25 protein-coding genes are annotated in these 25829 nt (G+C 72.4%); 6 read left to right on the top strand and 19 right to left on the bottom strand.

Annotated features, from left to right (window positions below; genetic code table 11):
* Window positions 1–32 precede the first annotated feature (32 nt).
* From K8U61_RS01640 to K8U61_RS01625, 4 genes are read right to left on the bottom strand one after another with little or no spacing between them, the layout of a single operon-like run.
* Window positions 33–617, bottom strand: a complete 585-nt coding sequence (locus tag K8U61_RS01640) for a Trp biosynthesis-associated membrane protein (protein WP_224121218.1) — start codon at window positions 615–617, stop codon at window positions 33–35.
* Window positions 610–960 (bottom strand): phosphoribosyl-AMP cyclohydrolase, encoded by a 351-nt coding sequence (gene hisI, locus K8U61_RS01635; RefSeq protein ID WP_224121217.1) that lies wholly within the window; start codon window positions 958–960, stop codon window positions 610–612. Before hisI ends, K8U61_RS01640 begins: the two co-directional genes overlap by 8 nt.
* Window positions 957–2768: an ABC transporter ATP-binding protein gene (locus K8U61_RS01630; protein WP_224121216.1), complete on the bottom strand. Its 1812-nt coding sequence runs from the start codon at window positions 2766–2768 to the stop codon at window positions 957–959. The genes hisI and K8U61_RS01630 overlap by 4 nt, the downstream gene beginning before the upstream one ends.
* Window positions 2765–4558 carry an ABC transporter ATP-binding protein gene (locus tag K8U61_RS01625; protein WP_224121215.1) on the bottom strand — a complete coding sequence of 598 codons (1794 nt, stop codon included), beginning with the start codon at window positions 4556–4558 and terminating at the stop codon, window positions 2765–2767. The genes K8U61_RS01630 and K8U61_RS01625 overlap by 4 nt, the downstream gene beginning before the upstream one ends.
* 102 nt (window positions 4559–4660) lie before the next feature.
* Between K8U61_RS01625 and K8U61_RS01620 the strand changes: the two genes are divergently transcribed.
* The 4 genes from K8U61_RS01620 to K8U61_RS01605 are packed head-to-tail and all read left to right on the top strand — an operon-like array spanning window position 4661 to window position 6683.
* Window positions 4661–5290: a TIGR03085 family metal-binding protein gene (locus K8U61_RS01620; protein ID WP_224121214.1), complete on the top strand. Its 630-nt coding sequence runs from the start codon at window positions 4661–4663 to the stop codon at window positions 5288–5290.
* Window positions 5290–6213, top strand: coding sequence for a Vgb family protein (locus K8U61_RS01615; RefSeq protein ID WP_224121213.1), 924 nt, complete (start codon window positions 5290–5292; stop codon window positions 6211–6213). Before K8U61_RS01620 ends, K8U61_RS01615 begins: the two co-directional genes overlap by 1 nt.
* A 44-nt stretch (window positions 6214–6257) precedes the next feature.
* Window positions 6258–6461 (top strand): hypothetical protein, encoded by a 204-nt coding sequence (locus K8U61_RS01610; RefSeq protein WP_224121212.1) that lies wholly within the window; start codon window positions 6258–6260, stop codon window positions 6459–6461.
* A 15-nt stretch (window positions 6462–6476) separates the two neighbouring features.
* Complete coding sequence (locus K8U61_RS01605) at window positions 6477–6683, top strand: hypothetical protein (RefSeq protein WP_224121211.1); 207 nt, start codon at window positions 6477–6479, stop codon at window positions 6681–6683.
* A gap of 59 nt (window positions 6684–6742) precedes the next feature.
* On the opposite strand, the gene hisF is transcribed toward K8U61_RS01605, so the two are convergent.
* From hisF to ppc, 8 genes are all read right to left on the bottom strand, one after another.
* Window positions 6743–7519: an imidazole glycerol phosphate synthase subunit HisF gene (hisF, locus tag K8U61_RS01600; RefSeq protein WP_224121210.1), complete on the bottom strand. Its 777-nt coding sequence runs from the start codon at window positions 7517–7519 to the stop codon at window positions 6743–6745.
* Window positions 7516–8262 (bottom strand): bifunctional 1-(5-phosphoribosyl)-5-((5-phosphoribosylamino)methylideneamino)imidazole-4-carboxamide isomerase/phosphoribosylanthranilate isomerase PriA, encoded by a 747-nt coding sequence (priA, locus tag K8U61_RS01595; RefSeq protein ID WP_224121209.1) that lies wholly within the window; start codon window positions 8260–8262, stop codon window positions 7516–7518. Before priA ends, hisF begins: the two co-directional genes overlap by 4 nt.
* Window positions 8259–8585 (bottom strand): hypothetical protein, encoded by a 327-nt coding sequence (locus tag K8U61_RS01590; protein ID WP_224121208.1) that lies wholly within the window; start codon window positions 8583–8585, stop codon window positions 8259–8261. The genes priA and K8U61_RS01590 overlap by 4 nt, the downstream gene beginning before the upstream one ends.
* Entirely contained in the window at window positions 8582–9220 is a 639-nt protein-coding gene (gene hisH / locus K8U61_RS01585; protein ID WP_224121207.1) for an imidazole glycerol phosphate synthase subunit HisH, read from the bottom strand. Before hisH ends, K8U61_RS01590 begins: the two co-directional genes overlap by 4 nt.
* A complete protein-coding gene (gene hisB / locus K8U61_RS01580) occupies window positions 9217–9825 on the bottom strand; it encodes an imidazoleglycerol-phosphate dehydratase HisB (RefSeq protein ID WP_224121206.1) in 609 nt (202 codons plus the stop codon). The genes hisH and hisB overlap by 4 nt, the downstream gene beginning before the upstream one ends.
* On the bottom strand, window positions 9822–10919 hold the full coding sequence (locus K8U61_RS01575) for a histidinol-phosphate transaminase (RefSeq protein WP_224121205.1): 1098 nt from the start codon (window positions 10917–10919) through the stop codon (window positions 9822–9824). The genes hisB and K8U61_RS01575 overlap by 4 nt, the downstream gene beginning before the upstream one ends.
* 2 nt (window positions 10920–10921) lie before the next feature.
* Window positions 10922–12223, bottom strand: coding sequence for a histidinol dehydrogenase (hisD, locus tag K8U61_RS01570; RefSeq protein WP_224121204.1), 1302 nt, complete (start codon window positions 12221–12223; stop codon window positions 10922–10924).
* Between the two features lie 66 nt (window positions 12224–12289).
* Window positions 12290–15124 (bottom strand): phosphoenolpyruvate carboxylase, encoded by a 2835-nt coding sequence (gene ppc / locus K8U61_RS01565; protein ID WP_224121203.1) that lies wholly within the window; start codon window positions 15122–15124, stop codon window positions 12290–12292.
* 82 nt (window positions 15125–15206) lie between these two features.
* On the opposite strand from ppc, the gene K8U61_RS01560 reads away from it, so the two are divergent.
* Window positions 15207–15884 (top strand): LON peptidase substrate-binding domain-containing protein, encoded by a 678-nt coding sequence (locus K8U61_RS01560; protein ID WP_224121202.1) that lies wholly within the window; start codon window positions 15207–15209, stop codon window positions 15882–15884.
* A 153-nt stretch (window positions 15885–16037) separates the two neighbouring features.
* Entirely contained in the window at window positions 16038–16532 is a 495-nt protein-coding gene (gene ybaK, locus K8U61_RS01555) for a Cys-tRNA(Pro) deacylase (protein WP_224121201.1), read from the top strand.
* Between the two features lie 5 nt (window positions 16533–16537).
* Here ybaK and K8U61_RS01550 read toward each other — a convergent pair whose 3' ends face one another.
* The 7 genes from K8U61_RS01550 to K8U61_RS01520 form a co-directional block, all read right to left on the bottom strand.
* Window positions 16538–18145, bottom strand: coding sequence for a DUF3352 domain-containing protein (locus K8U61_RS01550; protein WP_224121200.1), 1608 nt, complete (start codon window positions 18143–18145; stop codon window positions 16538–16540).
* A 58-nt stretch (window positions 18146–18203) separates the two neighbouring features.
* The gene (locus K8U61_RS01545; RefSeq protein WP_224121199.1) at window positions 18204–18764 is read right to left on the bottom strand and encodes a hypothetical protein; all 561 of its coding nucleotides are present in this window, start codon (window positions 18762–18764) and stop codon (window positions 18204–18206) included.
* Entirely contained in the window at window positions 18761–22306 is a 3546-nt protein-coding gene (dnaE, locus tag K8U61_RS01540; protein WP_224121198.1) for a DNA polymerase III subunit alpha, read from the bottom strand. The genes K8U61_RS01545 and dnaE overlap by 4 nt, the downstream gene beginning before the upstream one ends.
* 331 nt (window positions 22307–22637) lie before the next feature.
* A complete protein-coding gene (locus tag K8U61_RS01535; RefSeq protein ID WP_224121197.1) occupies window positions 22638–23318 on the bottom strand; it encodes a GNAT family N-acetyltransferase in 681 nt (226 codons plus the stop codon).
* On the bottom strand, window positions 23308–24246 hold the full coding sequence (locus K8U61_RS01530; RefSeq protein WP_224121196.1) for an RluA family pseudouridine synthase: 939 nt from the start codon (window positions 24244–24246) through the stop codon (window positions 23308–23310). The genes K8U61_RS01535 and K8U61_RS01530 overlap by 11 nt, the downstream gene beginning before the upstream one ends.
* Window positions 24243–24830, bottom strand: coding sequence for a signal peptidase II (gene lspA / locus K8U61_RS01525; protein ID WP_224121195.1), 588 nt, complete (start codon window positions 24828–24830; stop codon window positions 24243–24245). Before lspA ends, K8U61_RS01530 begins: the two co-directional genes overlap by 4 nt.
* Complete coding sequence (locus K8U61_RS01520) at window positions 24803–25822, bottom strand: TraR/DksA family transcriptional regulator (protein WP_224121194.1); 1020 nt, start codon at window positions 25820–25822, stop codon at window positions 24803–24805. Before K8U61_RS01520 ends, lspA begins: the two co-directional genes overlap by 28 nt.
* Between the last annotated feature and the right edge of the window lie 7 nt (window positions 25823–25829).

Below are 25829 nucleotides of genomic sequence, written 5' to 3'. Positions count from 1 at the left end.
GTGATCGAACGCGGTCAGTCTAGGGGCGAGGGTCAGGCCGTGGGGTCACGACCCTCGTCCATGGCCTTCCAGAGGTCGAGATTGCTCTGCTCCTCCGGAGCCTTGTCCGGTACGTCGGCCCCACCCGGTGCGTCGTAGCGCGCCCCCATCTCCGGCCACGACGGCGCGTGCCGCACCGCCCGGAGGCCGGCCAGCACCGCCAGGAGCGAGCCGACCACGGCGGCCACGGCCCAGGCGGTCGGTCGGGTGTCGACGCCGGTGGCCCCGAGATCCATGACGGCGTCGTGGAGCCGGCCGGGCTCGGTCACCAGGCCGGACACGGCCGCCACCAACGCGCCCGCGGACGCCACGACCGCCAGCACGGCGACGACGCGACGGACGCGGCCGCGGGTCACCAGCACCACACCCCAGCAGGCCAGCACGACGAGGCCGAGCGCGGTGACGAGCGGCTGGTGCGCGTCGTGCTGGACCAACGACAGCGCGGTGCCGGTGTCGCCGTCGTCGTTGGTGCTGGACACCGTCGCGGCCGCTCGGTTGCCGGAGACGGCCGCGAGCCCCGCGCCCGCGAGACCGACCAGGACGGTCGGACCGAAGGTGCGCCGGCGCGGGTCAGCCATCGGCGAGCAGCCCGTCGGCGTCGAAGCAGGTGCGGTCGCCGGTGTGGCAGGCGGCGCCGACCTGGTCGACCTTGACCAGCAGGGTGTCGCCGTCGCAGTCGAGCCGGACGTCCTTGACCCACTGGACGTGGCCGGAGGTGTCGCCCTTGATCCAGTACTCCTGGCGGGAGCGGCTCCAGTAGGTCGCGCGTCCCGTCGTGAGCGTGCGCTGCAGCGCCTCATCGTCCATCCAGCCCAGCATCAGCACCTCGCCGGTGTCGTGCTGCTGCACGATCGCGGGCACCAGCCCGTCGGCGGTGCGCTTGAGGCGGGCGGCGATGGCGGGGTCGAGCACGGAGGTCACCTCCCGATTGTCCCCTGCTGGCTGACCCAGCTGGCATGCAGGCCCGCGTAGACGGACCCCTCCTGGACGACGAGCACGGCGTGCGGGCCGCGCTGGACGATCCGGCCGCGGTCGACGACGACGACCTCGTCGGCGTTCTCGGCCGTCGAGAGGCGGTGGGCGATGGTGACCGAGGTGCGGCCGGTCATGAGCCGCTCGAGGGCCCGGCCGATGCGCATCTCCAGGGCCGGGTCGACCGCGCTGGTCGCCTCGTCGAGGACGAGCAGGTCGGGGTCCGCGAGCTGGGCGCGCAGCAGCGCGACGAGCTGCCGCTCCCCCGCGGACAGCGACTCGCCGCGCTGACCGACCCGGGTGTCGATGCCGGCCGGGAGGCCGGCGACCCAGTCGCCGAGGCCGAGCTCGTCGGCGGCGGTCAGGATCTGCTCCGCGGTGGCGTCGAGACGGCCGTAGCGGACGTTGGCGGCGACGGTGTCGTCGAAGAGGAAGCCCTCCTGCGGCACCAGCACCACGCTGCGGCGCAGCGAGACTTGGCGCACCTCGCGCAGGTCGATCCCGTCGAGCAGGACCGCCCCGGAGGTCGGGTCCATCAGGCGGGTCAGCAGCTTGGCGATCGTGGACTTGCCCGACCCGGTCTCGCCGACCACCGCCAGGCGGGTGCCGGCGGCGATCTCGAGGTCGACGTCGCGCAGCACCGGCGGGCCACCCGGGTAGGCGAACGTGACGTCGTCGAAGCGGACGTCGACGGCGCGGTCCGGGAGCTCCTGGCCCGACTCCCCCGGGTCGACCAGGTCGGCCGGGGTGTCGAGGATGCCGATCACCCGGCGCCAGCTGACCAGGGCGTTCTGGGCGTCGGTGAGGATCTGGGTGCCCATCTGGACCGGCCCGACGAAGAGCGTGACCAGGAAGGCGAACGCCAGCACCGTGCCGGCCGTGACCTCGCCGGCGAAGCCGAGCCAGATGCCGATCAGCAGCACGCCGGCGTTGGCCAGGCCGGCCGAGATGCCGCCGAGGGAGAACGACACGACGGTGAACTTCTGCGCCTGGGTGCTGGCCGACTTGTACTCGTCGATGGCGGTGTCGATCCGCTCCTGCGTGCGCTGCTCGATCGCGTAGGACTTGACCACGGCCGCGCCGACCACCGGCTCGGAGATCGCCGAGAGCATCACGGCCACCTGCCGCCGGACCACGCCGTAGGCCGCGGAGAGCTTGCGCTGGAAGTAGCGGATCGAGAGGAAGAGCGGCGCGAAGCACACCCACACCACCAGGGTCAGCTGCCAGCTGTAGACGGCCATCACCACGGTCGCGACGAGCACCTGCCCGACGCTGACCACGAGCAGCAGGCCACCGAAGACCAGGAACTGGCTGACCTGGTCGACGTCGCTCGTGACGCGCGAGACGAGCGCGCCGCGGCGCTCCGTGTTCTGGGTCAGCAGCGGCAGGTCGTGCACGTGGCGGAACGCCTTCACCCGCAGCGTCGCGAGCCCTCGCTCGGAGGAGGTGAAGAGCCGGGCGGTCATGAGGTACGACGCCAGGCTGGTCAGCCCGATCGCGAGCGCGGACACGACGCCCATGAGCACCACGAACGAGACGTCGGGACCGCCCGACCCGTTGATGCCCCGGTCGAGGGTCTGCTGCATGGCGATCGGCACCACGACCTGGCCGGCCGAGGCGATCACCGCGAGGACGAGGGTGCGACCGAGGCCGTCCTTGAGCTCGGGCGAGACCTGGATGCCGCGGCGGACGGTGGCGATGGCGCCGATCTCGGCGCCCTCGTCGACGGTGGTCCCGAGGGTCGCGGTGGTGCTCACGACGACACCTCCCCGACCAGCTCGTCGTGCTGCTCGTAGGCGTTGACCAGCTCGGCGTACGCCGGGTTGCGGGCCAGCAGCGCCTCGTGGCTGCCGCGGTCGACCACCCGACCGTCGTCGAGGTGGACCACCTCGTCGGCGAGCCCGATGGTGGCCTTGCGGTAGGCGACGACGACCAGCGTGGTGTCGCGGTCGCCGGAGCGGAGCGCCTCGAGGATGCGGGCCTCGACCTCCGGGTCGACCGCGGAGGTGGCGTCGTCGAGGATCAGCAGCCGGGGCCGGCGCACGAGCGCGCGGGCCAGCGAGATCCGCTGCCGCTGACCCCCGGACAGGGAGGTGCCGCGCTCCCCGAGCCGCGTGTCGAGGCCGTCGGACAGCGCCGCGACGAAGCCGTCGGCCTGCGCGGCGCGGAGTGCGGCCCACACGTCGTCGTCGGAGACGTCGGCGCCGAGGGTGACGTTGCCGCGGACCGTGTCGTCGAAGAGGAACGCGGTCTGCGGGACCAGCGCGACCGCGGTCGCGAGCTCACCGTGGGCGAGGTCGCGCAGGTCGACGCCGTCGAGCAGGACCCGGCCGTCCTCGGGGTCGACCAGCCGGGTCAGCAGGTCGGTGAGGGTGCTCTTGCCGGAGGCGGTGGCGCCGACGACCGCGACCGTGCGGCCGGGCTCGACGTCGAAGTCGACGTCGTCGAGCAGGCGCTGGTCGGGGTCGTGGCGGAAGCGCAGGTGCTCGACCCGCAGCCGGGCACCGCCCTCGCCCGGCACGAGCCGCTCCACGCCATAGGGCATCTCGCCACGCGCCCGCAGGACGCTGCGGACCCGCTGGTAGCCGACCACGCTGCGGGGGAACTCGCCGAGCAGCCAGCCGATCGACCGGATCGGGAAGGACACGACCGTGAGCAGGTAGGCGACGGTGACCACGTCACCGGGGTCGGTCGCGCCGTGCAGCACCCGCTCCACGCCGACGGCGAGCACCACGAGGACACCGAGGTTGGGCAGCGCCGCGAGGGTCGGGTCGAAGGCCGCGCGGATCCGGCCGGCGCGGATGTTGACGTCGCGGAGCTCGGCGGCCTTGGCCGCGAACCGGTCCGTCTCCTCGCGCTCCCGGCCGAGGGTCTTGACGACCATCGCGCCGTCGAAGGACTCGTGGGCGACCTCGCTGAGCTCGGCGCGGAGCTGCTGGGCCTTGGTCATCAGCGGCGAGGCGAGGCGCTGGTAGGCGAGGTTGGCGAGCACGACCGCGGGGAAGACGAGCATGCCGACCAGCGCGAGCACCCAGTCGGTGAGGAACATCTGGGCGACGGCGATCACCATCATCGCGATGGTGCCGACCGCCATCGGCAGCGGCGCGATCGGGCCCCAGGCGGCCTCGACGTCGGAGTTGGCGTTGGAGAGCAGCTGTCCGGTCGGGTGGCGCTGGTGCCACGACATCGGGAGCGCGAGGTACTGGCGGGTCACGGCGCGGCGGCTGTGGGCCTGCATGCGGTACTGCATGATGCCGGCGCCGAGGCGGCGGGCGACGATGCCGACCGCACGCAGCAGCGCGACGCCGAGGAAGAGCGCGAGGACCGCGACGACGAGGCCGGAGCGGGTCTCGCCGTCGTCGAAGGCCGGCAGCACGACGTGGTCGGTCGCCCAGCCGAGCACCCAGGCGTCCGCGACCGTCAGCGCGCCGAAGAGCACGCTGCCGATGGTCGACAGGGTGAAGATCCACGGCTCCCGGCGGATCGCCACCCCCAGGACGCGGAACCCGTCGATCGTCGTACCGCGCCTGCTCAGCCGTTCGCTCACTGCCCGCCCGTCTCCGTCACTGCCGTCTACCCGCGGGGAACCCCGCTCGCCGCTCAGGCTATTCCCCGCCTCCGACAGGCGTCGTCTGCTTATGCTCCGGTCATGACGACCCTCGCGCTGCGCGAGCGGCAGGCACTGTGCGACCTGGCCCTCGAGCTCGGAGAGGACGCCCCCACGCTGTGCGAGGGCTGGGACGCACGCGACCTGGTCGCGCACCTGCTCGTCCGCGAGCGGCGCCCGATCGCGTCCAGTGGCAACATGATCGGCGCGCTCTCCGGCCTCACCGAGCGGGCGATGGCCCGCGAGCGCCGGAAGCCGTACGCCGCGCTCGTCGACCGACTGCGCAGCCCGGCGCCGGTGCTGCGCGTGGTGCCGGGGCTGGACTCGGCGATGAACTCCTTCGAGATGCTGGTCCACCACGAGGACCTGCGCCGCGGCCAGGCCGGCTGGGAGCCGCGCGAGCTGGCGCCCGCGGACCTCGACGCCCTGTGGTCGCAGCTCGCTCGTGGCGGCGCCTTCCTCGGACGGAAGCTGCCGGTGCCCACGCAGCTCCGGCGCACCGACACGGGTGCGGTCGCCACCGCGCGCAAGGGCGCCGATCCGGCCGTCGTCGCCGGACCGGTGGTCGAGCTCGCGCTCTTCCTCTTCGGGCGCGACGCCACCCGCGGCATCACCGTCGAGGGCACCGACGAGCAGGTGGCGGCGATCCGGTCGGCAGAGCTCGGGGTCTGATGAGGCTCCGGCTGCTGGCCTGCCTCGCGCCGCTCCTGCTGGCGGGATGCACCGGCAGCGAGGAGCCCGACGGGCCCGACACGCCGGCCGTCGAGGTCACCGAGGTCGACGGCGGGCCGGTGGGCGTCACCGCCGTCGAGGGCGACCGGGCCTGGACGGCCCTCGCCGAGCAGGGTGCCGTGCGCACCGACGACGGCACCACGATCCCCGTGGGCGAGGCGCCGCTCCGGCTCGTCTCCACCCCGAGCGGGGTCTGGGTGAGCGTGATCGGCGACGGCACGATCGTGCGGATCGACCCGGCCACCGGGGAGGTCGATCGCACCGTGAAGATCCGGCCCGCCGGGAGCGAGCCCGAGGGGATCGCGTGGGACGGCAAGCGGCTGTGGGTGGTCGACCAGGCGCACGGCCGGGTGCTCGCCCTCGACGACGACGGTGGGGTGCAGGCGACGTACCGCACCGACGACGGCCCGCGCCTCGTCGCCGTCGGCGACAGCGGCGTGTGGGTCACCAACTACGGCGGGTCGTCGCTGACGCGCGTCGCCGACGACCACGCGCGGACGGTCTGGTTGAAGGGCTGCACCGGGCCGCAGGGGGTGGCCGAGATCGGTGGCCGGGTCTGGGTGGCGTGCACGCTCTCCGGCAAGGTCGTGGCGTTCGACGCGGCCACGTTGGAGCCGGCCGGCGAGGTCACGGACCTGCCCGACGCGGATGCGGTGGTCGCGAGGGATCACACCGTCTACGTCGTCGGCCAGTCCGGCCCGACCGTCTACGAGATCGACGCCACGACCGGCGAGCTCACCGACACCGTTCCCCTGGACACCGCCCGGGCGACCACCGAGAACGTCGATGCCGCCCTCGTCGGCCCCGATCTGGTCGTGACACACCCCGACACCCAACGGATCTACCGGGCTCCGGCGTCTTGATCTGTGGGTAACATCGAGGCAACTCTCGGACCTTGGAGGCCGGCATGAACGTCACCTTCTGGATCATCGCCGCGGTCGTGCTGGTCGTGGGCTTCGCCCTCGCCTGGTGGTCGAGCGGCCGCCAGCGTCGCCACGCCGTCGACAGCGAGCGGGCCCGCATGGGCATCGGCAGGTCGCAGGCCGACGCGCTCACCGAGTCCAACCGGCCCGCCGGGCAGGGTCCCGTCTTCGGCGGACCGCTCGGCTGACACGAGGGAGCAACCATGAACACCACCTTCTGGATCATCGCCGCGGCCGTGCTCGTCGTGGGCTTCGCCCTCGCCTGGTGGTCGAGCGGCCGCCAGCGCAAGGGCCTGGACGCCGACGGCGTACGCCGCAGCCGCGGGAAGTCCGAGGGCGACGTCGCCATGAAGGCCGGCCGACCGACCGGCGGCGGCTTCCACCCGGGCAACAACTCCGGGCGCTTCTGACGTCCGACGCTGGCTGCGGCTGTCCCAACGGCGGTCAGCCACGGGCGCGACGCCGGATCTCAGCGCACCGGGTGGCCGGCGCCGGCCAGGGAGTCCTTGACGTCGGCGATCCGCAGGGTGCCGAAGTGGAAGACGGTCGCGGCGAGCACGGCGTCGGCGCCGGCCTCGACCGCGGGCGGGAAGTGCTCGACCGCGCCCGCGCCGCCGGAGGCGATCACCGGGATCGTCACCTCGCGGCGTACGGCGCGGATCAGCTCGAGGTCGAAGCCGTCCTGGGTGCCGTCGGCGTCCATCGCGTTGAGCAGGATCTCCCCCGCTCCCAGCTCGGCCGCGCGCACCGCCCACTCGATCGCGTCCAGCCCGGCGGACTTCCGGCCGCCGTGCGTGGTGACCTCGAAGCCCGAGGCGGTCCCGGCCGCGCGGCGGGCGTCGACCCTCCGTGCATCGACAGAGAGCACCAGCACCTGGCTGCCGAAGCGGTCGGCGATCTCGGCGACCAGCTCGGGACGGTTGATGGCGGCGGTGTTGACCGCGACCTTGTCCGCGCCGGCGCGGAGCAGCCGGTCGACGTCCTCGACCGACGACACCCCCCCGCCGACGGTGAGCGGGATGAAGACCTGCTCGGCGGTCGCCGAGACGATCTCCATCGTGGTCGCGCGACCCTCGTGGGAGGCCGAGATGTCGAGGAAGGTGAGCTCGTCGGCGCCTTCGGCGTCGTAGACCTTCGCGAGCTCGACGGGGTCGCCGGCGTCGCGCAGCTCCTGGAAGTTGATGCCCTTGACCACCCGACCGCCGTCGACGTCGAGGCACGGGATGACGCGTACGGCGAGGGTCACGGCGCACCCTTCGTGAGCGCGAGCGCGTCCTCGAGGGTGAAGCGGCCCTCGTAGAGCGCGGTGCCGGCGATGGCGCCCTCGACGCCCTCGGGAACCAGGGCCATCAGCGCCCGGATGTCCTCGAGGGTCGTGACGCCGCCCGACGCGACGACGGGGGCGTCGGTGACCGCGCAGACGTCGCGCAGCAGCTGGAGGTTGGGACCGGCGAGCATGCCGTCCTTGTTGACGTCGGTGACGACGTAGCGTGCGCAGCCCTCGGAGTCGAGGCGGGCGAGGGTCTCGTAGAGGTCCCCGCCCTCCTGGGTCCAGCCGCGGGCGGCCAGGGTGCGGCCCCGGACGTCGAGACCGATCGCGACCCGGTCGCCGTGCTCGGCGATGATCCGGGCGCACCACTCCGGCTGCTCCAGCGCGGCGGTGCCGATGTTGACCCGGCGGCAGCCGGTCGCGAGCGCGGCCTCGAGCGACGCGTCGTCGCGGATGCCGCCGCTCATCTCGACCTTGATGTCGAGCGCGCCGACGATCTCGGCGAGGACGGCGCGGTTCTCGCCGCGCCCGAACGCCGCGTCGAGGTCGACCAGGTGGAGCCACTCGGCGCCGGCGTCCTGCCAGCGGCGGGCGGCCGCGAGCGGGTCGCCGTACACGCGCTCGGAGCCGGCGACGCCCTGGGCGAGCTGGACGGCCCGGCCCTCGGTGACGTCGACGGCGGGGAGGAGCTCGAGGTACGGCGAGGTCATGGTGCTCATTTCTTGGTCAGCAGGATCTGGACGACGGGGGCGATCAGCAGGGTCAGCAGGAGCGCGAAGGCACGGACCGCCCAGTCGCCCGACGCGAGCCAGACCAGCACGTTGAGGACGACGACCGCCACGATCAGCAGTCCGGTCTGCTGGCGGTGCCGGGCGGCGATGACGCCCGACGGGCCCCGCCGCGACCGCGGGAGCCGGGCGGTCACCGCGCGCACGCGGGCGTCGCGCCGCTCCTTGCGCTCGGCCTCGGCCGCGCGGGCCGCCGCGACCACGGCCGCCTCGCGCTCGCGTTCGGCGCGGCGCTGCGCGCGCTCCTTGCTCATGACAGCGACCCCACCCAGTTGCGCAGCAGCGCGCCGCCGGCGTCACCGGACTTCTCGGGGTGGAACTGGGTCGCCGACAGCGGGCCGTTCTCGACCGCCGCTACGAAGCGGTCGCCGCCGTGCTCCGCCCAGGTCACGAGCGGCGCCCGGGTCCGGTCGTTGGTGACGAGGGTCCAGTCGCGGACGCCGTAGGAGTGCACGAAGTAGAAGCGCTCGTCCTCGATGCCGGCGAAGAGCTCGGTCCCGGCCGGCGCCTCGACGGTGTTCCAGCCCATGTGCGGCACCACCGGCGCCTGCAGCCGCTCGACGAGGCCGGGCCACTCGTCGCAGCCCTCGGTCTCGACGCCGTGCTCGACCCCGCGCGCGAAGAGGATCTGCATGCCGACGCAGATGCCGAGCACCGGGCGCCCGCCCGCGAGCCGGCGACCGATGATCCGCTCCCCCTTGATGGCGCGCAGGCCGGCCATGCAGGCGGCGTACGCCCCCACCCCGGGTACGACGAGCCCGTCGGCCTCGAGGGCGGTGTCGAAGTCGCCCGTGAGCGTGACCGACGCCCCGGCGCGCTCGACCGCGCGCACGGCGGAGCGCAGGTTGCCCGACCCGTAGTCGAGCACCACGACGTTCTTCAGCGTCACAGACTGCCCTTGGTGGAGGGCACGCCCGTCTCGCGCGGGTCGAGCGCGACGGCGTCGCGGAAGGCCCGGGCGAACGCCTTGAACTGCGTCTCCACGATGTGGTGCGGCTCGCGGCCGGCGAGCACGCGGACGTGCAGCGCGAAGTGGCCGTGGAAGGCGATCGACTCGAAGACGTGCTGCGTCAGCGAGCCGAGGTACGCCGGCGTGCTGCCACCGAGCTGGACGTACTGCTGGCCCTCGGGCTCGCCGGTGTGGACGCAGTAGGGCCGGCCGGAGACGTCGACGACGGCCTGCACGAGCGCCTCGTCGAGCGGGACGGTGGCATCGCCGAACCGCCGGATGCCGTGCTTGTCGCCGAGCGCCTGGCGCAGCGCCTGGCCGAGCGCGATCGCGGTGTCCTCGGTCGTGTGGTGGGCGTCGATCCAGTGGTCGCCCTCGGACTGCACGGTGAGGTCGACGAGCGCGTGCCGCGCGAAGGCGGTGAGCATGTGGTCGTAGAAGCCGATGCCGGTGGAGATGTCGTGGCGGCCCGAGCCGTCGAGGTCCACCTCGACGAGCACCTTGGACTCGCTGGTCTGCCGCTCGATCCGAGCAGTTCGGCTCATCTGCCAACCTCCATCTGCAGCGTCTCCGCCATCGCCTGCTTGAAGCTCATCATCTCGTCCGGGGTGCCGATCGACACCCGCAGCCACCCGTCGGGACCGACCTCGCGGATCAGCACGCCCCGGTCGAGCAGCCCCTGCCAGACAGCATGACGGTCCTCGAAGGTGCCGAACAACGCGAAATTGGCGTCGCTGTCGGCCACCGTCAGCCCCTGCTCGCGCAGCCAGGAGACGGTCGCGTCCCGCTCGACCCGGAGCTCGTCGACCTTGCCGAGCAGCTCGGGCGCGTGCCGCAGGGCCGCCAGCGCCGTCGCCTGGGTGACCGCCGAGAGGTGGTAGGGCAGCCGCACGACCCGGATCGCGTCGCAGATCGCCGGGTCCGCGGCGAGGTAGCCGAGCCGCAGCCCGGCGGCGGCGAAGGCCTTGCTCATCGTGCGGGTGACGACGAGGTTGCGGTGGGTCGGCAGCAGCTCGACCGCACTCGGCACGCCCGCACGACGGAACTCGCCGTACGCCTCGTCGACGACCACGAGCCCGTCGCCCGCTGCCTTGCAGAGCAGGCCGACGGCCTCCGGCGGCAGCGCGGTGCCGGTCGGGTTGTTGGGGCTCGGCAGCAGCACGACGCTCGGCTGCTCGCGCTCGATCGCCTCGCGGGCGGCGTCGAGGTCGAGGCTGAAGTCGTCGGCGCGACGGCCCTGCACCCACGCGGTGGAGGTGTCACGCGCGTACTCGGGGTACATCGAGTAGGTCGGCGCGAAGCTCATCGCCGTGCGTCCCGGGCCGCCGAAGGCCTGGAGCAGCTGCAGCATCACCTCGTTGGAGCCGTTGGCCGCCCACACCTGCTCGGTCGTGACGCCGTGCGGGGTGTCGCGGGACAGGTACGCCGCCAGCGCGGTGCGCAGCTCGACGTGCTCCCGGTCCGGGTAGCGGTTGAGGGTCAGCGCGGCCGCACGGACGGACGCGGCGATGTCGTCGGCGCAGGCCGCGGACGGGCCGTAGGGGTTCTCGTTGGTGTTGAGCTGCACGGGGACGTCGAGCTGGGGCGCGCCGTAGGGCTGCAGCCCCCGCAGCTCCTCGCGGATCGGGGGGAAGCTCATGCTCACTCCCCGAATCGCACGCGGACCGCGGCGCCGTGGCCCGGGAGGTCCTCCGCCTCGGCCAGGGTCACCACGTGGTCGGCGACCTCGGCCAGTGCGTCGCGGGAGTAGTCGATGACGTGCACCGACTTGGTGAACGCGCGCACCGACAGGCCGCTGCTGTGGCAGGCGCAGCCGGCCGTGGGCAGCACGTGGTTGGAGCCGGCGCAGTAGTCGCCGAGGCTGACCGGGGCGTGCGGGCCGACGAAGATCGCGCCGGCGTTGCGCACCCGGGCGGCGTAGGACGACGCGTCCTCGGTGTGGATCTCGAGGTGCTCGGCGGCGTAGGCGTTGACCACGTCGAGGCCCTGCTCGAGGTCGGCGACGAGCACGATGCCGGACTGGTTGCCGGACAGGCTGGTCCGGATCCGCTCGACGTGCTTGGTCGCCGAGACCTGCTTGTCGAGCTCGGCCTCGACATCGTCGGCGAGGCGCTCGCTCGTGGTGACCAGCACCGAGGCGGCCAGCGGGTCGTGCTCGGCCTGGCTGATCAGGTCGGCGGCGACGTACGCCGCGTCCCCGGTGTCGTCGGCCAGGATCGCGATCTCGGTCGGGCCGGCCTCGGAGTCGATGCCGACCTGGCCCTTGAGGAGGCGCTTGGCGGTGACGGTGTAGATGTTGCCGGGGCCGGTGACGAGGTCGACCTTGGCGCACGGGCCCACGCCGTAGGCGAACATCGCGATCGCCTGGGCGCCGCCGACGGCGTAGACCTCCTCGACGCCGAGCAGCGCGCACGCGGCGAGGATCGTCGGGTGCACCTGGCCCCCGAACTCCTTCTGCGGCGGACTGGCCAGCGCGATCGAGCCGACGCCTGCGGTCTGGGCGGGGACGACGTTCATCAGCACGCTGGAGACCAGCGGCGCGAGGCCGCCGGGCACGTAGAGGCCGACGCGGTCGATCGGCACCTTGCGGTGGGTCACCCGGGCGCCGGGCGCCAGGTCGGTGACGGCGTCGCGCTCGAGCTCGTTGGCGCAGGTCGCGCGCAGCCGGCGGATCGACTCCTCGAGGCCGGCCCGGATGGCGGGGTCCAGCTCGTCGAGGGCGGTCCGGAGCGCCTCGGGGGTGACCCGGATGTCGTCGACGGTCACACCGTCGAAGCGCTGACCGAAGTCCCGGATCGCGTCGAGCCCGCGGGTGCGCACCGCCTCGCAGATCGCATGCACCGCCGGCACCGCCGCCTCGACGTCGAAGTCGGCACGGGGCACGGCTGCGCGGTAGTCGACCGCGTCGCGGTCGGCTCCTCGCAGGTCGATGCGCTGGATCATGGCTCGATTCTACGAGCGGCCACCGGCGCGCCCGGCCCCTGTCCGGAGGCCGGGAGCCGCTGGGGCTCAGCCGGTGTTGCGCAGGCCGGCCGCGATGCCGTTGATCGTGAGCAGCATCGCGCGCTCGATGTCGGGGGCGACGTCCTCGCCCTCCGGAACCTCGCGGGTGCGGCGCAGCAGCTCGACCTGCAGCGCGTGCAGCGGCGCGAGGTAGGAGTTCCGCAGCGCGAGGGTACGGCGCAGGACCGGGGCCGACTCGAGCAGCGACTCCTGCCCCGTCACCGCGAGCACCTCGGTCACGGTGCGCTCGTGCTCGGCGCGGATCACGTCGAGGAGGCCCTGCTGCTCCGCGGGCACCAGGGCGGCGACGTACCGGGCCGCGATGTCGAGGTCGGTCTTGGACAGGGTCATCTGCACGTTGGACAGGAAGGTGCGGAAGAAGGCCCACGAGCCGTACATCTCGCGCAGCGTCTCGGCGCGACCGGCCTCGCGCGCCGCGGCGAGACCCGACCCGACGCCGTACCAGCCGGGCAGGATCATCCGGGTCTGCGTCCAGCCGAAGACCCACGGGATGGCGCGCAGGTCGTCGAGGCCGCCGTCGCCACCGGGACGCTTGGCCGGGCGGGAGCCGATGTTCATCTTGCCGAGCTCGCCGACCGGGGTGGCGCTGACGAAGAACGGCACGAGCGCGGGGTCGCGGACCAGGCTGCGGTAGGCCTCCTGGCCGGCCTCGGCGATGTCGTCCATGGTGCCGTTCCAGCCCTCGAGCACCTCGGGCGGCAGCTGCGAGGTGCGGTGCAGCGTCGACGCCTCGATCACCGCGGCGAGGGCGCCCTCGAGGTTGCGCCGGCCCAGGCCGGGGAGGCTGTACTTGTCGGAGATGACCTCGCCCTGCTCGGTGATCTTGATCGAGCCGGTGAGCGAGCCGTAGGGCTGGCTCATGATCGCCTCGGCGGTCGGCCCGCCGCCCCGGCCGACCGAGCCGCCGCGGCCGTGGAAGAGCCGCAGCCGTACGCCGTGGCGGCGGGCGACGTCGCGCAGGCCGCGCTGCGCGCGGTGGATCTGCCACTGCGAGGCCGAGATGCCGGCGTCCTTGCAGGAGTCGGAGTAGCCCAGCATGATCTCCTGCACGTCGCCGCGGGCGGCCACGATGCGGCGGTACGCCGGGTCGCTGAGGAGGCCGTCGAGCAGCGACCCGGCGATCTCCAGCTCGGCGACGGTCTCGAAGAGCGGCGCGAAGCCGATCCGCGCCGTCGCGGGCTCGGTCTCGCTCCCCGGGTCGACCAGGCCGACCTCGCGGGCCAGCACCACGACCGCGAAGAGGTCGTCGATGTCGTGGGTCATCGACACGATGTAGGTCTCGACGACGCCCTCGCCGTACCCGTCGATCGCGGCACGCAGCGCGCGCATCAGTCCGAGCGAGGCGGTGGCCGCCTTCCCCAGCTCCACGCCCGCGACCGTCAGCGGCCGGCGCGAGGACATCTCCCGGGAGAGGACCTCGATCCGGCCGGCGTGGTCGAGGTCGGCGTACGGCGTCTCCGGCTCGCCGACCCGGTCGAAGAGCTCGGCGAGCGCCTCGTGGTGCTTGCCCGAGTGCTCGCGCACGTCGAGCGTCGCGAGGCCGGCGCCGAAGGCGGTCGCGGTGCGGATCAGCCGGAGCAGCGCGCCGTCGGCGGTGAGCTCCTCGCCGTCGGCGAGCATCGAGTCGCGCATCACCCGCAGGTCGGCGACCAGCTCGTCGAAGCCGAGGTAGTCGCGGCCGGGCTCGTGCGGCGTCCCGGCCTTGAGCCGGTCACGGGTGCGCTGGATGCGCACCCTCACGAAGCTGAGCTTGCAGCGGTAGGGCTCCTCGGCGTTCAGCCGCCGGATCGAGCTCCAGGTGATCGGGAGCGCCTCGGCGTCCGCCTCGAGCCCGGCGAGGAGCTCCGCGGACGCCGTGACGACGCGGGTCGACTGGGTCATCTCGGTGAGCAGCTCGCCGACCATCGCCTCGAGCTCATTGAGCCCGGCCAGGTGCTGGAGCCGGAGCACCTCGAGGGTGACCTCGGGCGTGACGTTGGGGTTGCCGTCGCGGTCGCCGCCGGCCCAGGTCCCGAAGCGCAGAGGGCGCGCGGTGGCCGGGAGCTCGACACCGAGCCCGGCCAGCTGCCGGTCCAGCTCCTGCAGCAGGCCCGGCACCACCTCGGAGGCCAGGGAGCGGAGGTAGTAGACCGCGGTCCGCGCCTCGTCGCTCGGCTCGGGACGGACGACGCGCAGCTCGTCGGTCTGCCAGAGCAGGTCGACCAGCTCCGCGAGCCGGCGCTCGTCGGCCGCGGTCGCCGCGGCGTCGCGGCGCGGGTCCTCGGCGGCGTCGACGGTCTCGGCCACCTTGCGCAGCAGGCGCAGCACGGTGCGCCGCGAGGCCTCGGTCGGGTGGGCGGTGAAGACCGGGCGGTACTCGATGTCGCCCAGGATCCGGGTCAGGTCCTCCCGGCTCAGGCTGCCGTCCTCCAGCGCCGCGGCGATCCGGGCGGTGGTCGCCTCGAGCGGCCCCTCTTCGGCGGCGAGCAGCTCGCGCCACCGGTGCAGCTGCTCGGTCGTGTTGACCAGCTGGAAGTAGGCCGTGAACGCGCGGGCGAGCACGACCGCGGTGTCCTCGTCGACCTCGGCCAGCAGCGCGTGCAGGTCGGTGTCGTCGGGCTGGCGGGCCAGCCGGCGTACCCGCTCCACGAGGGCCAGCAGCTCCGGCCCCTGGTGGCGGGCGAGCGACTCGCCGAGCAGCGTCGTCAGCTGGCGGACCGACCCCCGGAGCGAGGCGAGCTGCTCGTCGGAGGCGACGCCACCACCGAACACGGCGGCGTCCGGCTCGCGCCGGTCCGCCTCCAGCAGCTCCTCCACGGACGGGTCCTTCGAGGTCGTCATGGCCACCACCCTGCCTGCTGAATGTTTCGGACACCGCACCGGGACCGCCAGCCGGACGGGGTGCGTGCCCTAGGTTGGAGGTGTGCCCGACACGCTGCCGATGTTCCCGCTCAACGCGGTGCTCTTCCCCGGTCTCAGCGTGCCCCTGACCGTCTTCGAGGACCGCTACCGGGCGCTGGTGCACCACCTGCTGCGCGTCGAGGACCCGGCGGAGCGGGTCTTCGGCTCCGTCGCGATCCGCGAGGGCTACGAGGTCGGCGACCACGGCGCACAGTCGCTCTACCGGATCGGCTGCCGGATGCAGCTCACCGAGGTGGAGAGCCACCCCGACGGCACGTTCGACGTGGTCGCGGTCGGGATGGAGCGGATCCAGCTGGAGCGACTCGACACCAGCGGCACCTTCCCGGTCGGCCACGTGACCGAGCTGCCGGACCCCACCGAGTCGTCCTCGGCACCGACGCCCGAGTCCGTGCTGGAGTCGGCACGGATCGCCTTCACTGCCTACCGGGCCGCGCTCGCCGACCTGCGCAGCGACCCCTACTCGGGGGCGCTGCCGCGCGACCCGACGTACCTCTCCTGGACGCTGGCGGCCGTCGCGCCGCTCCCGATGTCGGAGCGGCAGGCGCTGCTCGAGGCCGAGGACGCCACCGAGCGACTGATCCTGGTCACCGACCTGCTGCGCTCCGAGCTGCGCGCGATGAACGTCATCCCGTCGCTCCCGGCGACCGAGGTGGCCCGGACGCGGTGGTCTCCGAACTGAGCGAGCAGCGGCCGCGCGAGGAACGAGCGTGGGCGTGTGGTGAGCGAAGATTGAGCAAGCGAAGCGACTGAGGTACGAAGTCGCGCGAGCGCGTCGAAATCCGGTGAGCCGACGACGGCCGTCACCACCAACACACGCCCGTGGAGGGGATCAGTGGCCAAGAAGACCAGGCCGTCGCTCGGCGGCACGCCGGCGACCGTCGCGCTGACCCGGGCCGGGATCGCGTTCACGTTGCACGAGTACGAGCACGACCCCCGGGCGACGTCCTTCGGGCTGGAGGCGGCCGAGGCGCTCGGGCTGCCGCCCGCGCAGGTCTTCAAGACCCTGCTGGCCACCGTCGACGGGGCGCTGACCGTCGGGATCGTGCCGGTCACCGGGCAGCTCGACCTCAAGGCGCTGGCTCGTGCGGTCGGCGGCAGCAGGGCCGCGATGGCGGAGGTGGCCGCCGCCGAGCGGGCCACCGGGTACGTCGCCGGCGGCATCTCCCCCGTCGGGCAGAAGCGGGCGCACCCGACCGTCCTGGACGAGACCGCGTCCGGCTTCGCGACGGTCTTCGTCTCGGCGGGACGCCGCGGGCTCGACCTCGAGATCGCGCCGGCCGACCTGGTGACGGCCACCGGCGCGATCATGGCGGCGATCGGACGTTAGGACGCCTAGCCGGTCGTCACCTTGAGGACGACGTGGGACACGTCGTCCTCCTGCCACGCGCTGAGACCGAGGGCGGCCAGCGGCTCCAGGTTGTCCGCCACGTCCGGGTCGTCGCCGAACGCGCCGGAGTCGGACAGCCACCCGGTGACCGCGTCGACGTCGACGTAGAGGATCTCCGACGCGTCGTCGCCGTGCTCGACGACCTTCCGGAAGCCGTCGTCGTCGCCGAGGTCGCCGTCCTCCAGCAGCTGCCGGCGGTAGTCGGGGTCGGGCCCGACCGCGACGGCGCCGTCGCCGGGGTCGCTGTCGAGAAGCCCCGCGTCGGCGCCACCAGCAGCGGTGCGGACCTTGTCGAGGACGCCGTCGATGGCGTCGGCGTCACCCAGGATCTTCACACCGACACCGGTCACGTCCTGGGGGCCGGAGGCCGAGTCGAGGGCGCTGGGGTCGAAGTCCTGGTCGATGGCGATGGCGAACGAGTGGCCGAGCAGCGTCTCCACGTCCTGGGGCAGGTCGATCCCGAGCTCCTCCTGTGCGGTCGCCACCAGGTCGTCGCTGGAGACGCCCGCCTCCTGCGCGATGGGATCGAGGAGCCGGTCCAACCAGCCGTCCTGGAAGTCCAGCCCGACGCCGAACGCCGCGGCCGTGCCGGACGGCAGTGAGGTGACCGCCTCCCCGCCGTCGTCGCTCGCGGTGTAGATGGCGCCCTTCGAACCGGCGTCGGCCGCTGCCTCGAGCTCCAGCCCGCCGTCATCGAACCGGACCGTCGCCGCAGCGCCCTTGAAGTCCTTCAGCTGCTCGGTCGCCTGGTCCATCTGGCTCTGCAGGCTCGGGTCGGCACCCGTCAGCTCGCCGAAGCTGTCACTGACGTAGTCGGCAAGAGCCTGGCCGGCGGTCGGCGCGGCGTACATGGAGACGATGCCGTCATCGCCGGCGGCACCGGTCCACTGCTGGAAGTCGGCGTCGTCGGCCAGCGAGCCCTGTGCCGCCTCGGCGGCGACGGCGTCGACCGTCTGCTGGTCCTCGCCGATCAGTGCCCAGCCGTCGTCGATCGCCCAGGCGCCGTCCTCGGTGCTGCCGCCGCCGCAGTCACGGAGCTTCGTCAGGCCGGCGTCGGCCTTGTCGTCGTCGGAGACCTGGACCACGACGATCGGGCTCGGGCTGTCCCCGCCGCTGTCGACGGCCGCCACGGCGAACCGGTCGCCGAGCCACGGCTCGACGTCGTCGCCGTAGTCGAGATCCGTGCACTCCGACGACTCCTCCTGGATCTTGTCGAAGATCCACTCGCGCAGGTCGTCGTCGGTGCCGAGGTCGAGCTGGTCGTCGAGTGCCGGGAACTTCTTCAGGGTGCGCAGCGCCTCGATCTTCTGACCGCCGCTGGGGTCGAGGTCGACGCTCACGTACGCGATCGTCGAGGCGGGCAGCGCCTCCGACGGCTGCGCGCCGCTCGAGAAGAACGACCAGGCGGCCCACGCGCCGCCGCCGACGACGGCCAGACCGACCACGCCGGCGGCGATGAGGAGCGGACGGCGGCGCCGGCGGGGTCGCCGCTCGGTGGGGGGAACCCCCGGAGCGCCGCCGCGGCTGTCGAGGTACTCCGGCTGGTCGGTCACGCGCGGAGGCTACCCCGAGGTGCGGTACTCACTCCACGGAGAGCTCACCACGGAGAGCTCACTCCATGGAGAGCTCGGGGGCCGGCGTCGGCTGTGGCGCCGGCTGCGGATGCCGGCGGTGACCGGAGATCCCGATGAAGACCATGATCACGCCGAGCAGCGCGCCGACCGGGTAGGCGAGGTAGGGGCTCTTGCCGGTGACCGCCAGCGCCATCGGCAGGTGGACACCCTCCTCGGCGGTCTTGGCCAGCACCTCGGGGTCGGCCGGGCCGAGCGCGATGCCGACCACCGACATCAGCCACGCCCCGAGCGCGGCGCCGACGAGCACGCCCGCAAGGGTGAGCAGCGGAGCGGCGTCGAGGAGCAGGGCCGCCACCACGCCGGCCAGCAGCCCGGCGACCACGCCGACGACGACGTACCAGCCGGTGGCGGAGAACTCCTGCTGCAGCTCGATCGCGTTGAGCGGCACCCAGTCGTGGTTGACGACGAGGCCGCTGGGCGGGGTCCAGAGCCACTGCCAGACGACTCCGGCGAGCGCACCGACGACCGCGAGCACCGCGACCACCAGCACGCCTTGGAGGAGCGCCCCCCGGAAGAGGGCGGAGCGTCGGGTGGTCATCCGGTCAGGCACCCGGGTCCGAGGAGCTGCTTGAGGTCGGCGAAGAGGGCTGGGCTCGCGGTCACCCGATGAGTGTCCCCGATGCGCATGACGAGCGTCTTGTCGCGCATCAGCACCTTGAGGTGGACCTCGGTCACACCCGGGTGGGTGCGGAGGACCTCCTTGAGGCCGTCGACGGTGCTCGGGTTGATCCGGGTCTGCGGCAGCTTGATCACGACCGGGCCGCTCGGGCCGTCGGAGAGGTCGGGCAGGGTGACCTCCTGGCCCATGATCTCCGGCTGCTCCTTGCTGCGGTTGAGCCGGCCGCGGACGGTGATGATCGCGTCCTCGGAGACCAGGTGGCCCGCGAGCTGCCACGAGCTCGGGAAGAGCAGGACGTCGATCGCGCCGTCGAGGTCCTCGACGGTGATCAGCGCCCAGGCGTCGCCACGCTTGGTGATCTTGCGCTGCACGGAGGTGACCAGGCCGGAGACGGTGATCGTGCTGCCGTCGGCGCGGTCCTCGTCGAGCATCAGCTGGCCGATGGTGCAGTCGGTGCCGTTGGAGAGCACGTGCTCGAGGCCGAGCAGCGGGTGGTCGGAGACGTAGAGGCCGAGCATCTCCCGCTCGTGGCCGAGCAGGGTCATCTTGTCCCACTCGTCGATCTCGGGGATCGCCACGCTGACGCCGAAGCCGGACGCCTCGTCGTCGAGGCCACCGAAGAGGGAGTCCTGGCCGATCGCCTCGTTGCGCTTGATGTCGACGTACTGGTCGACCGCGACCTCGTGGATCGCGACCAGCGCGCGCCGGCGGTGCTTCATGTCGTCGAACGAGCCGGCCTTGACCAGCGACTCGATCACGCGCTTGTTGCAGACGATCGCCGGCACCTTCGCGAGGAAGTCGTTGAAGTCCTCGTAGCGACCGTCCTGGCGGCCCGCGACGATGCCGTCGACGACGTTGTGGCCGACGTTGCGGATGGCCGTGAGGCCGAAGCGGATGTCACGGCCGACCGGGGTGAAGTTGTGCGAGGACTCGTTGACGTCCGGCGGGAGCACCTGGATCTTCATCCGGCGGCACTCGTTGAGGTAGATCGCCATCTTGTCCTTGTCGTCCCGCGCGGACGTGAGGAGCGCCGCCATGTACTCGGCCGGGTAGTTGGCCTTGAGGTAGGCGGTCCAGTAGGTGATGACGCCGTAGGCCGCGGAGTGCGACTTGTTGAAGGCGTAGTCGGAGAACGGGAGCAGGATCTCCCAGAGCTTGTCGATAGCGTCCTGCGGGTAGCCGCGCTCGAGCATGCCGGCCTGGAAGCCGGCGTACTGCTTGTCCAGCTCCTCCTTCTTCTTCTTGCCCATCGCGCGGCGCAGGTTGTCGGCGGCGCCCAGCGTGAAGCCCGCCAGGACCTGGGCGATCGCCATCACCTGCTCCTGGTAGACGATCAGGCCGTAGGTCTCCCCCAGCACCGGCTCGAGGGCCTCGGCGAGCGCCGGGTGGATCGGCTCGATCGGCTCGCGGCCGTTCTTGCGGCGGGCGTACTTGTTGTGCGAGTCCGCACCCATCGGGCCCGGCCGGTAGAGCGCGCTGACCGCGGTGATGTCGGCGAACTGGTCGGGCTGCATCGAGCGCAGCAGCGCGCGCATGCCGCCACCATCGAGCTGGAAGACACCCAGGGTGTCGCCGCGGCCCATCAGCTCGTAGGTCGCCCGGTCGTCGAACGGCAGCTCCTCGAGCACGACGGTCTCGTCGCGGTTGGCCCGGATGTTCTCCAGGGCGTCCTCGAGGATGTGCAGGTTGGACAGACCGAGGAAGTCCATCTTGACCAGTCCGAGCGACTCGCACATCGGGTAGTCGAACTGGGTGATGACGGCGCCGTCCTGCGGCCGCGCCATGATCGGCACGACGTCGATGATCGGCTCGCTCGACATGATCACGCCCGCGGCGTGCACGCCCCAGTTGCGGATCTGGCCCTCGAGGCCCAGCGCGGTGCTGAAGATGGTGCGGACGTCGGGGTCCTGGTCGTGCAGGGAGCGGAACTCGCCGCCCTCGCCGTAGCGCTTGTGCTCGGGGTTGAAGATCTCCTTGAGGGGGACGCCCTTGCCCATCACGTCGGGCGGCAGCGCCTTGGTGATGCGGTCGGAGATCGCGAAGCCGTGGTCGAGCACGCGCGCGGCGTCCTTGATCGCGGCCTTGGACTTGAGCCGGCCGAAGGTGGCGATCTGGGCGACGCGGTCGGAGCCGTACTTCTCCGTGACGTACTTGATGACCTCGCCGCGGCGGTGGTCGTCGAAGTCGATGTCGAAGTCGGGCATCGACGGGCGCTCGGGGTTCAGGAACCGCTCGAAGAAGAGGCCGTGCTCGAGCGGGCACAGGTCGGTGATGCTCAGGGCGTACGCCGCGATCGAGCCCGCGCCGGAGCCGCGGCCCGGGCCGACCCGGATGCCGTTGCGCTTGGACCACTGGATGAAGTCGGCGACCACGAGGTAGTAGCCGCAGTAGCCCTTCTGCGAGATGACGCCGAGCTCCATCTCGACGCGGTCCTTGACGTCCTGGGTCAGCCGCTCGCCCGGGTAGCGGGCCTCGATGCCGCGCCACACCTCCTTGCGGAACCAGCTCTCCTCGGTCTCGCTGTCGGGCACGTCGGCGCGCGCCATGTAGCCGCCGGTGGACTCAACGAACTCGACCTCGCAGCGCTCGGCGACCGCGAGGGTGTTGTCGCAGGCGTCGGGGAAGTCGGCCCACAGCTCGCGCATCTCGGCGGCGGACTTGATGTAGTAGCCACCGCCATCGAACTTGAGCCGGTTGGTGTCGGCCAGTCGCTTGCCGGAGGCGACGCAGATCAGCGCGTCCTGCGCGGCGGCGTCCTCGGGAGCGTTGTAGTGGGTGTCGTTGGTGACCAGCGCCGGCAGCCCGAGCGTCTTGGCGATCTTGAGCAGGTCCTCGCGGGTGGCCCGCTCGGCGGCGATGCCGTGGTCCATCAGCTCGAGGAAGAAGTTGTCCTTGCCGAAGATGTCCTGGAACTCGCCGGCTGCCTTGAGCGCCTCGTCGTACTGCCCCAGCGTCAGGCGGGTCTGGATCTCCCCCGACAGGCAGCCGGTGCTGGCGATGATGCCCTGGGAGTAGCGCTGCAGGAGCTCGCGGTCCATGCGCGGCTTGTAGTAGTAGCCCTCGAGGCTGGCCAGGCTGGCGAGCCGGAAGAGGTTGTGCATGCCCTCGGTCGACTCGGCCCACATCGTCATGTGGGTGTAGGCGCCGCCGCCGGCGACGTCCTTGCCGCCCTCCTCGGCCAGGTCGCCCTGGCCCCACCGCACCCGGCGCTTCTCCGAGCGGTGGGTGCCGGGCGCGAGGTAGGCCTCGATGCCGATGATCGGCTTCACGCCGTACTTGCGGGCCTTGGAGTAGAAGTCGAACGCGCCGTGCAGGTTGCCGTGGTCGGTCATCGCGATCGCCGGCATCTGCAGGTCCGCCACCCGGGTGAACAGCCCGTCGAGGAGCGAGGCTCCGTCGAGCATGGAGTACTCGGTGTGGACGTGGAGGTGGACGAAGGAGTCCTGGGAGGCGTTCGCCATCGTCGCGGGCCACTCCTCGGTACGTCGGTGGTACGTGCTGCGGGCATGACTGACCAGAGCCACGAAGCGGACCTGGCGCCGGTTGGGGGAAGGTGCTCACTCTAACGCCGGACCCGTAGTCGATGGACTATTCGCGGTCGGGTGTCACTCTGGCACGGCCCGCCGACAGCGCCGATCCGACCGTGCCGCGGTGGATTCGGCTCGGTTGGCCGGGCCCGAACGGAGTCGAAGTCACCACTGCCCGGGGTCGTGGCCGTCGAACGGTGGGTTCGGCTCGGTCTGCCCCGGAGAAAGCGAGCCCCACCCGCCGCTGCCGGAGCCGGCCAGCCGCTCAGTGGCCGGCGGCGTCGAGGCTCTCACTGATGATCACGTGGGCGATCCTGGCCAGCCGCTCCTCGCCCAGGGCGGGGGCGCGGCGAGCCAGGGCGGCGGCGATGGCGCGCTCGCGGTCGGGGTCGCGGGTGGTGTCGTGCTTGATGTCCTGGACGGCAGCGGTCAGCGCGGCCCGCCGGGCGAGCAGGTCGCCGAGCTGCTCGTCGACCTCGTCGATCAGGCTGCGCAGGTAGCGCAGCGGCTCGGCCCCTAGCCAGGCCATCCGGAGGTCGGGCCGCTTCTCCTCGTTGGCCGAGCCGTCGGTGTGCTCGAGCTCGATCAGTCCGTGGCGGGCGTAGAAGCCGCGGGCCGGCGTGTTCATCTCGAAGACCCACAGGCAGAAGCCGTCGGGCCGCTGCGCCTTGACCAGGTCGAGCAGCGCGGACCCGACGCCCTGGCCGGCGTACGTCGGGAGGACGTAGAGGTCGTCGAGCCAGGTCGGGGTGAACCGGGCGTAGCCGACCACCTCGCCGTCGAGCTCGGCCACCCAGACGTCGTCCTGGCCCAGCCGCCGGGCGAGCCAGCGGCGGACGTCGCCGTCGGGGTGGATGCCCGGGGGCATCGTCGCCGAGCGCCGGGCGGCCAGGTGGACCGAGGCGACGGCCTCGGCGTCGGACCGGGCCGCAGGCCTAATGAGCATCCCGGATCACCTCGAGCGCGTGCGCGAGGTCGTCGGGGTAGGGCGACTCGTACTCGACGTACTCGCCGCTGTCGGGGTGCTCGAACCCGAGGCGTACGGCGTGCAGCCACTGCCGCTCCAGCCCGCAGCGGCGGGCGAGGGTGGGATCGGCGCCGTAGGTGAGGTCGCCGACGCAGGGGTGCTTCAGGGCGGCCATGTGCACCCGGATCTGGTGGGTGCGGCCGGTCTCGAGGTGGATCTCAAGCAGGCTGGCGAAGCGGTGCGCCTCGAGGGTCTCGTAGTGGGTGACGCTGTGCCGGCCGTCGGCCATCACCGCGAACTTGTAGTCGGCCTTCGGGTGCCGCCCGATCGGGGCGTCGATGGTGCCCTCGAGCGGGTCGGGGTGACCCTGCACGAGGGCGTGGTAGGTCTTGTCGACGGTGCGGTTGCGGAAGGCGTTCTTGAGCACGGAGTAGGCGTGCTCGGACTTGCAGATGACCATCACGCCGGAGGTGCCGACGTCGAGCCGCTGGACGATGCCCTGGCGCTCGGACGCCCCGCTGGTGGAGATCCGGAAGCCGGCCCCCGCGAGGTGGCCGACGACGGTCGGGCCGGTCCAGCCGGGCGAGGGGTGGACGGCGACCCCGACGGGCTTGTCGATGACCACGATCGCGTTGTCGTCGTGGATGATCTTGATCCCCTCGACGACCTCGGGGACGACCGCCAGCGGGTCGGCCTCGACGGGGATGGTGACGTCGAGGATCGCCCCGGGGACGACCCGGTCGCTCTTGGCGGCCGTGGCGCCGTCGAGCTCGACGTGGCCGGCGGCGATCAGGTCGGCGGCGCGGGTGCGGGACAGGCCGAACAGGCGAGCCATCGCGGCGTCGACCCGCTCCCCCGCCAGCCCCTCGGGGACGGGCAGGATGCGGTGGTCGGCGCTGGTGCTCACACGGGCTCCTCGGCGCTGTCGTCGCCCTCGTGCGGGGCGCGGGTGCCGTCGAGGCGGATCCCGCGGAAGACCTGGACCAGGATCAGCACCGCGGCGGCGTCGATGCACATGTCGGCGACGTTGAAGACCGGCCAGTGCGGCAGCATGAAGAAGTCGATCACGTGGCCGCGCAGCGGGCCCGGCTCGCGCACCAGTCGGTCGGTGAGGTTGCCGGCGACCCCGGCGAGCAGGAACCCGAGGGCGAAGGCCCAGCCCAGGCTCCCGATCCGGCGACTGACGTAGAGGATGACCAGCACCGCCACGATGGCGACGATGCTGAAGACCTCGGTGTAGGCGGTGCCGGTGCTGAACGCCGCGCCCGGGTTGCGCACCAGGTGGAGCACGAGCAGGTCGCCGACGACCTGGACGTCGGGCCGGTCGGTGAGCCGGTCGACCGCGACGATCTTCGAGACGACGTCGACGGCGTACGCCGTGATCGCGACGAGCGCGAAGACGAGCAGGTGGCGGGTGCGGCGCGGGTGGGGTCGGGTGGTGTCCGGGTCTCCTGCGTCGCCGGTCAGCGACGCTCCTCGCGCTGCTTGCATGTCATGCACAGTGTGGCACGGGGGAAGGCCATCAACCGCATCTTGCCGATGGGGTTGCCGCAGGACTCGCAGACGCCGTACGTGCCGTCGTCGATGCGCGCCAGCGCCCGCTCGATCTGCGCCAGCTTGTCGCGCTCGCTGTTGAGGACGGTCAGCTCGTGGTCGCGCTCGAAGGTGGTGGCGCCCACGTCGGCCTGGTCCTGGCCGGCGCCGTCGCCCGAGTCACGCATGAGGCCGTTGAGCTCGCTGTCGAGGCTCTCGATGATCTCGAGGCTGTGCGTGCGCTGCTCGTGGAGCTCGTCGAGGACCTCCTTGAGCTCCGCCTTGGTCCACGCGGCCTCGCCCGCCTGGACGACCAGGGCGCTGACCGGCGCCTTCTTGGCCGCGGCCTTCTTCGCGGGAGCGGCCTTCTTCACGGGAGCGGCCTTCTTCGCCGGAGCCGCCGCCTTCTTGGCCGGAGCTGCGGACTTCTTCGCGGGGGTTGCCTTCTTGACCGGAGCGGCCTTCTTCGCGGGAGCGGCCTTCTTCGCGGGAGCGGCCTTCTTCGCCGGGGCCGCCTTCTTCGCGGGAGCCGCCTTCTTGGCCGGGGCCGCCTTCTTGGCCGGAGCCGCCTTCTTCGCGGGAGCGGCCTTCTTCGCCGGGGCCGCCTTCTTCGCGGGAGCCGCCTTCTTGGCCGGAGCCGCCTTCTTGGCCGGAGCCGCCTTCTTCGCCGTGGCCGCCTTCTTCGCCGGGGCCGCCTTTTTGGCGGGAGCGGCCTGCTTGGCAGGAGCCGCCTTCTTCGCGGGGGCCTTCTTGACGGGAGCCGCCTTCTTCGCCGGGGCCGCCTTCTTGGCCGGGGCCGCCTTCTTGGCCGGAGCCGCCTTCTTGGCCGGAGACGCCTTCTTGGCCGGAGGCGCCTTCTTCGCGGGTGCGGCGGCCTTCGAGGCGGCCGGCTTGCGGGAGATGACCTTGCGAGCAGCAGTCGCGAGCGACTTGGTGGTACTGCGAGCCATCAGCGGG

The sequence above is a fragment of the Nocardioides mangrovi genome (assembly GCF_020073815.1).
Taxonomy (GTDB): Bacteria; Actinomycetota; Actinomycetes; order Propionibacteriales; family Nocardioidaceae; genus Nocardioides; species Nocardioides mangrovi.
Note: the sequence above shows the minus strand (reverse complement) of the source record. Positions and strands in the feature narration are given on the sequence as shown.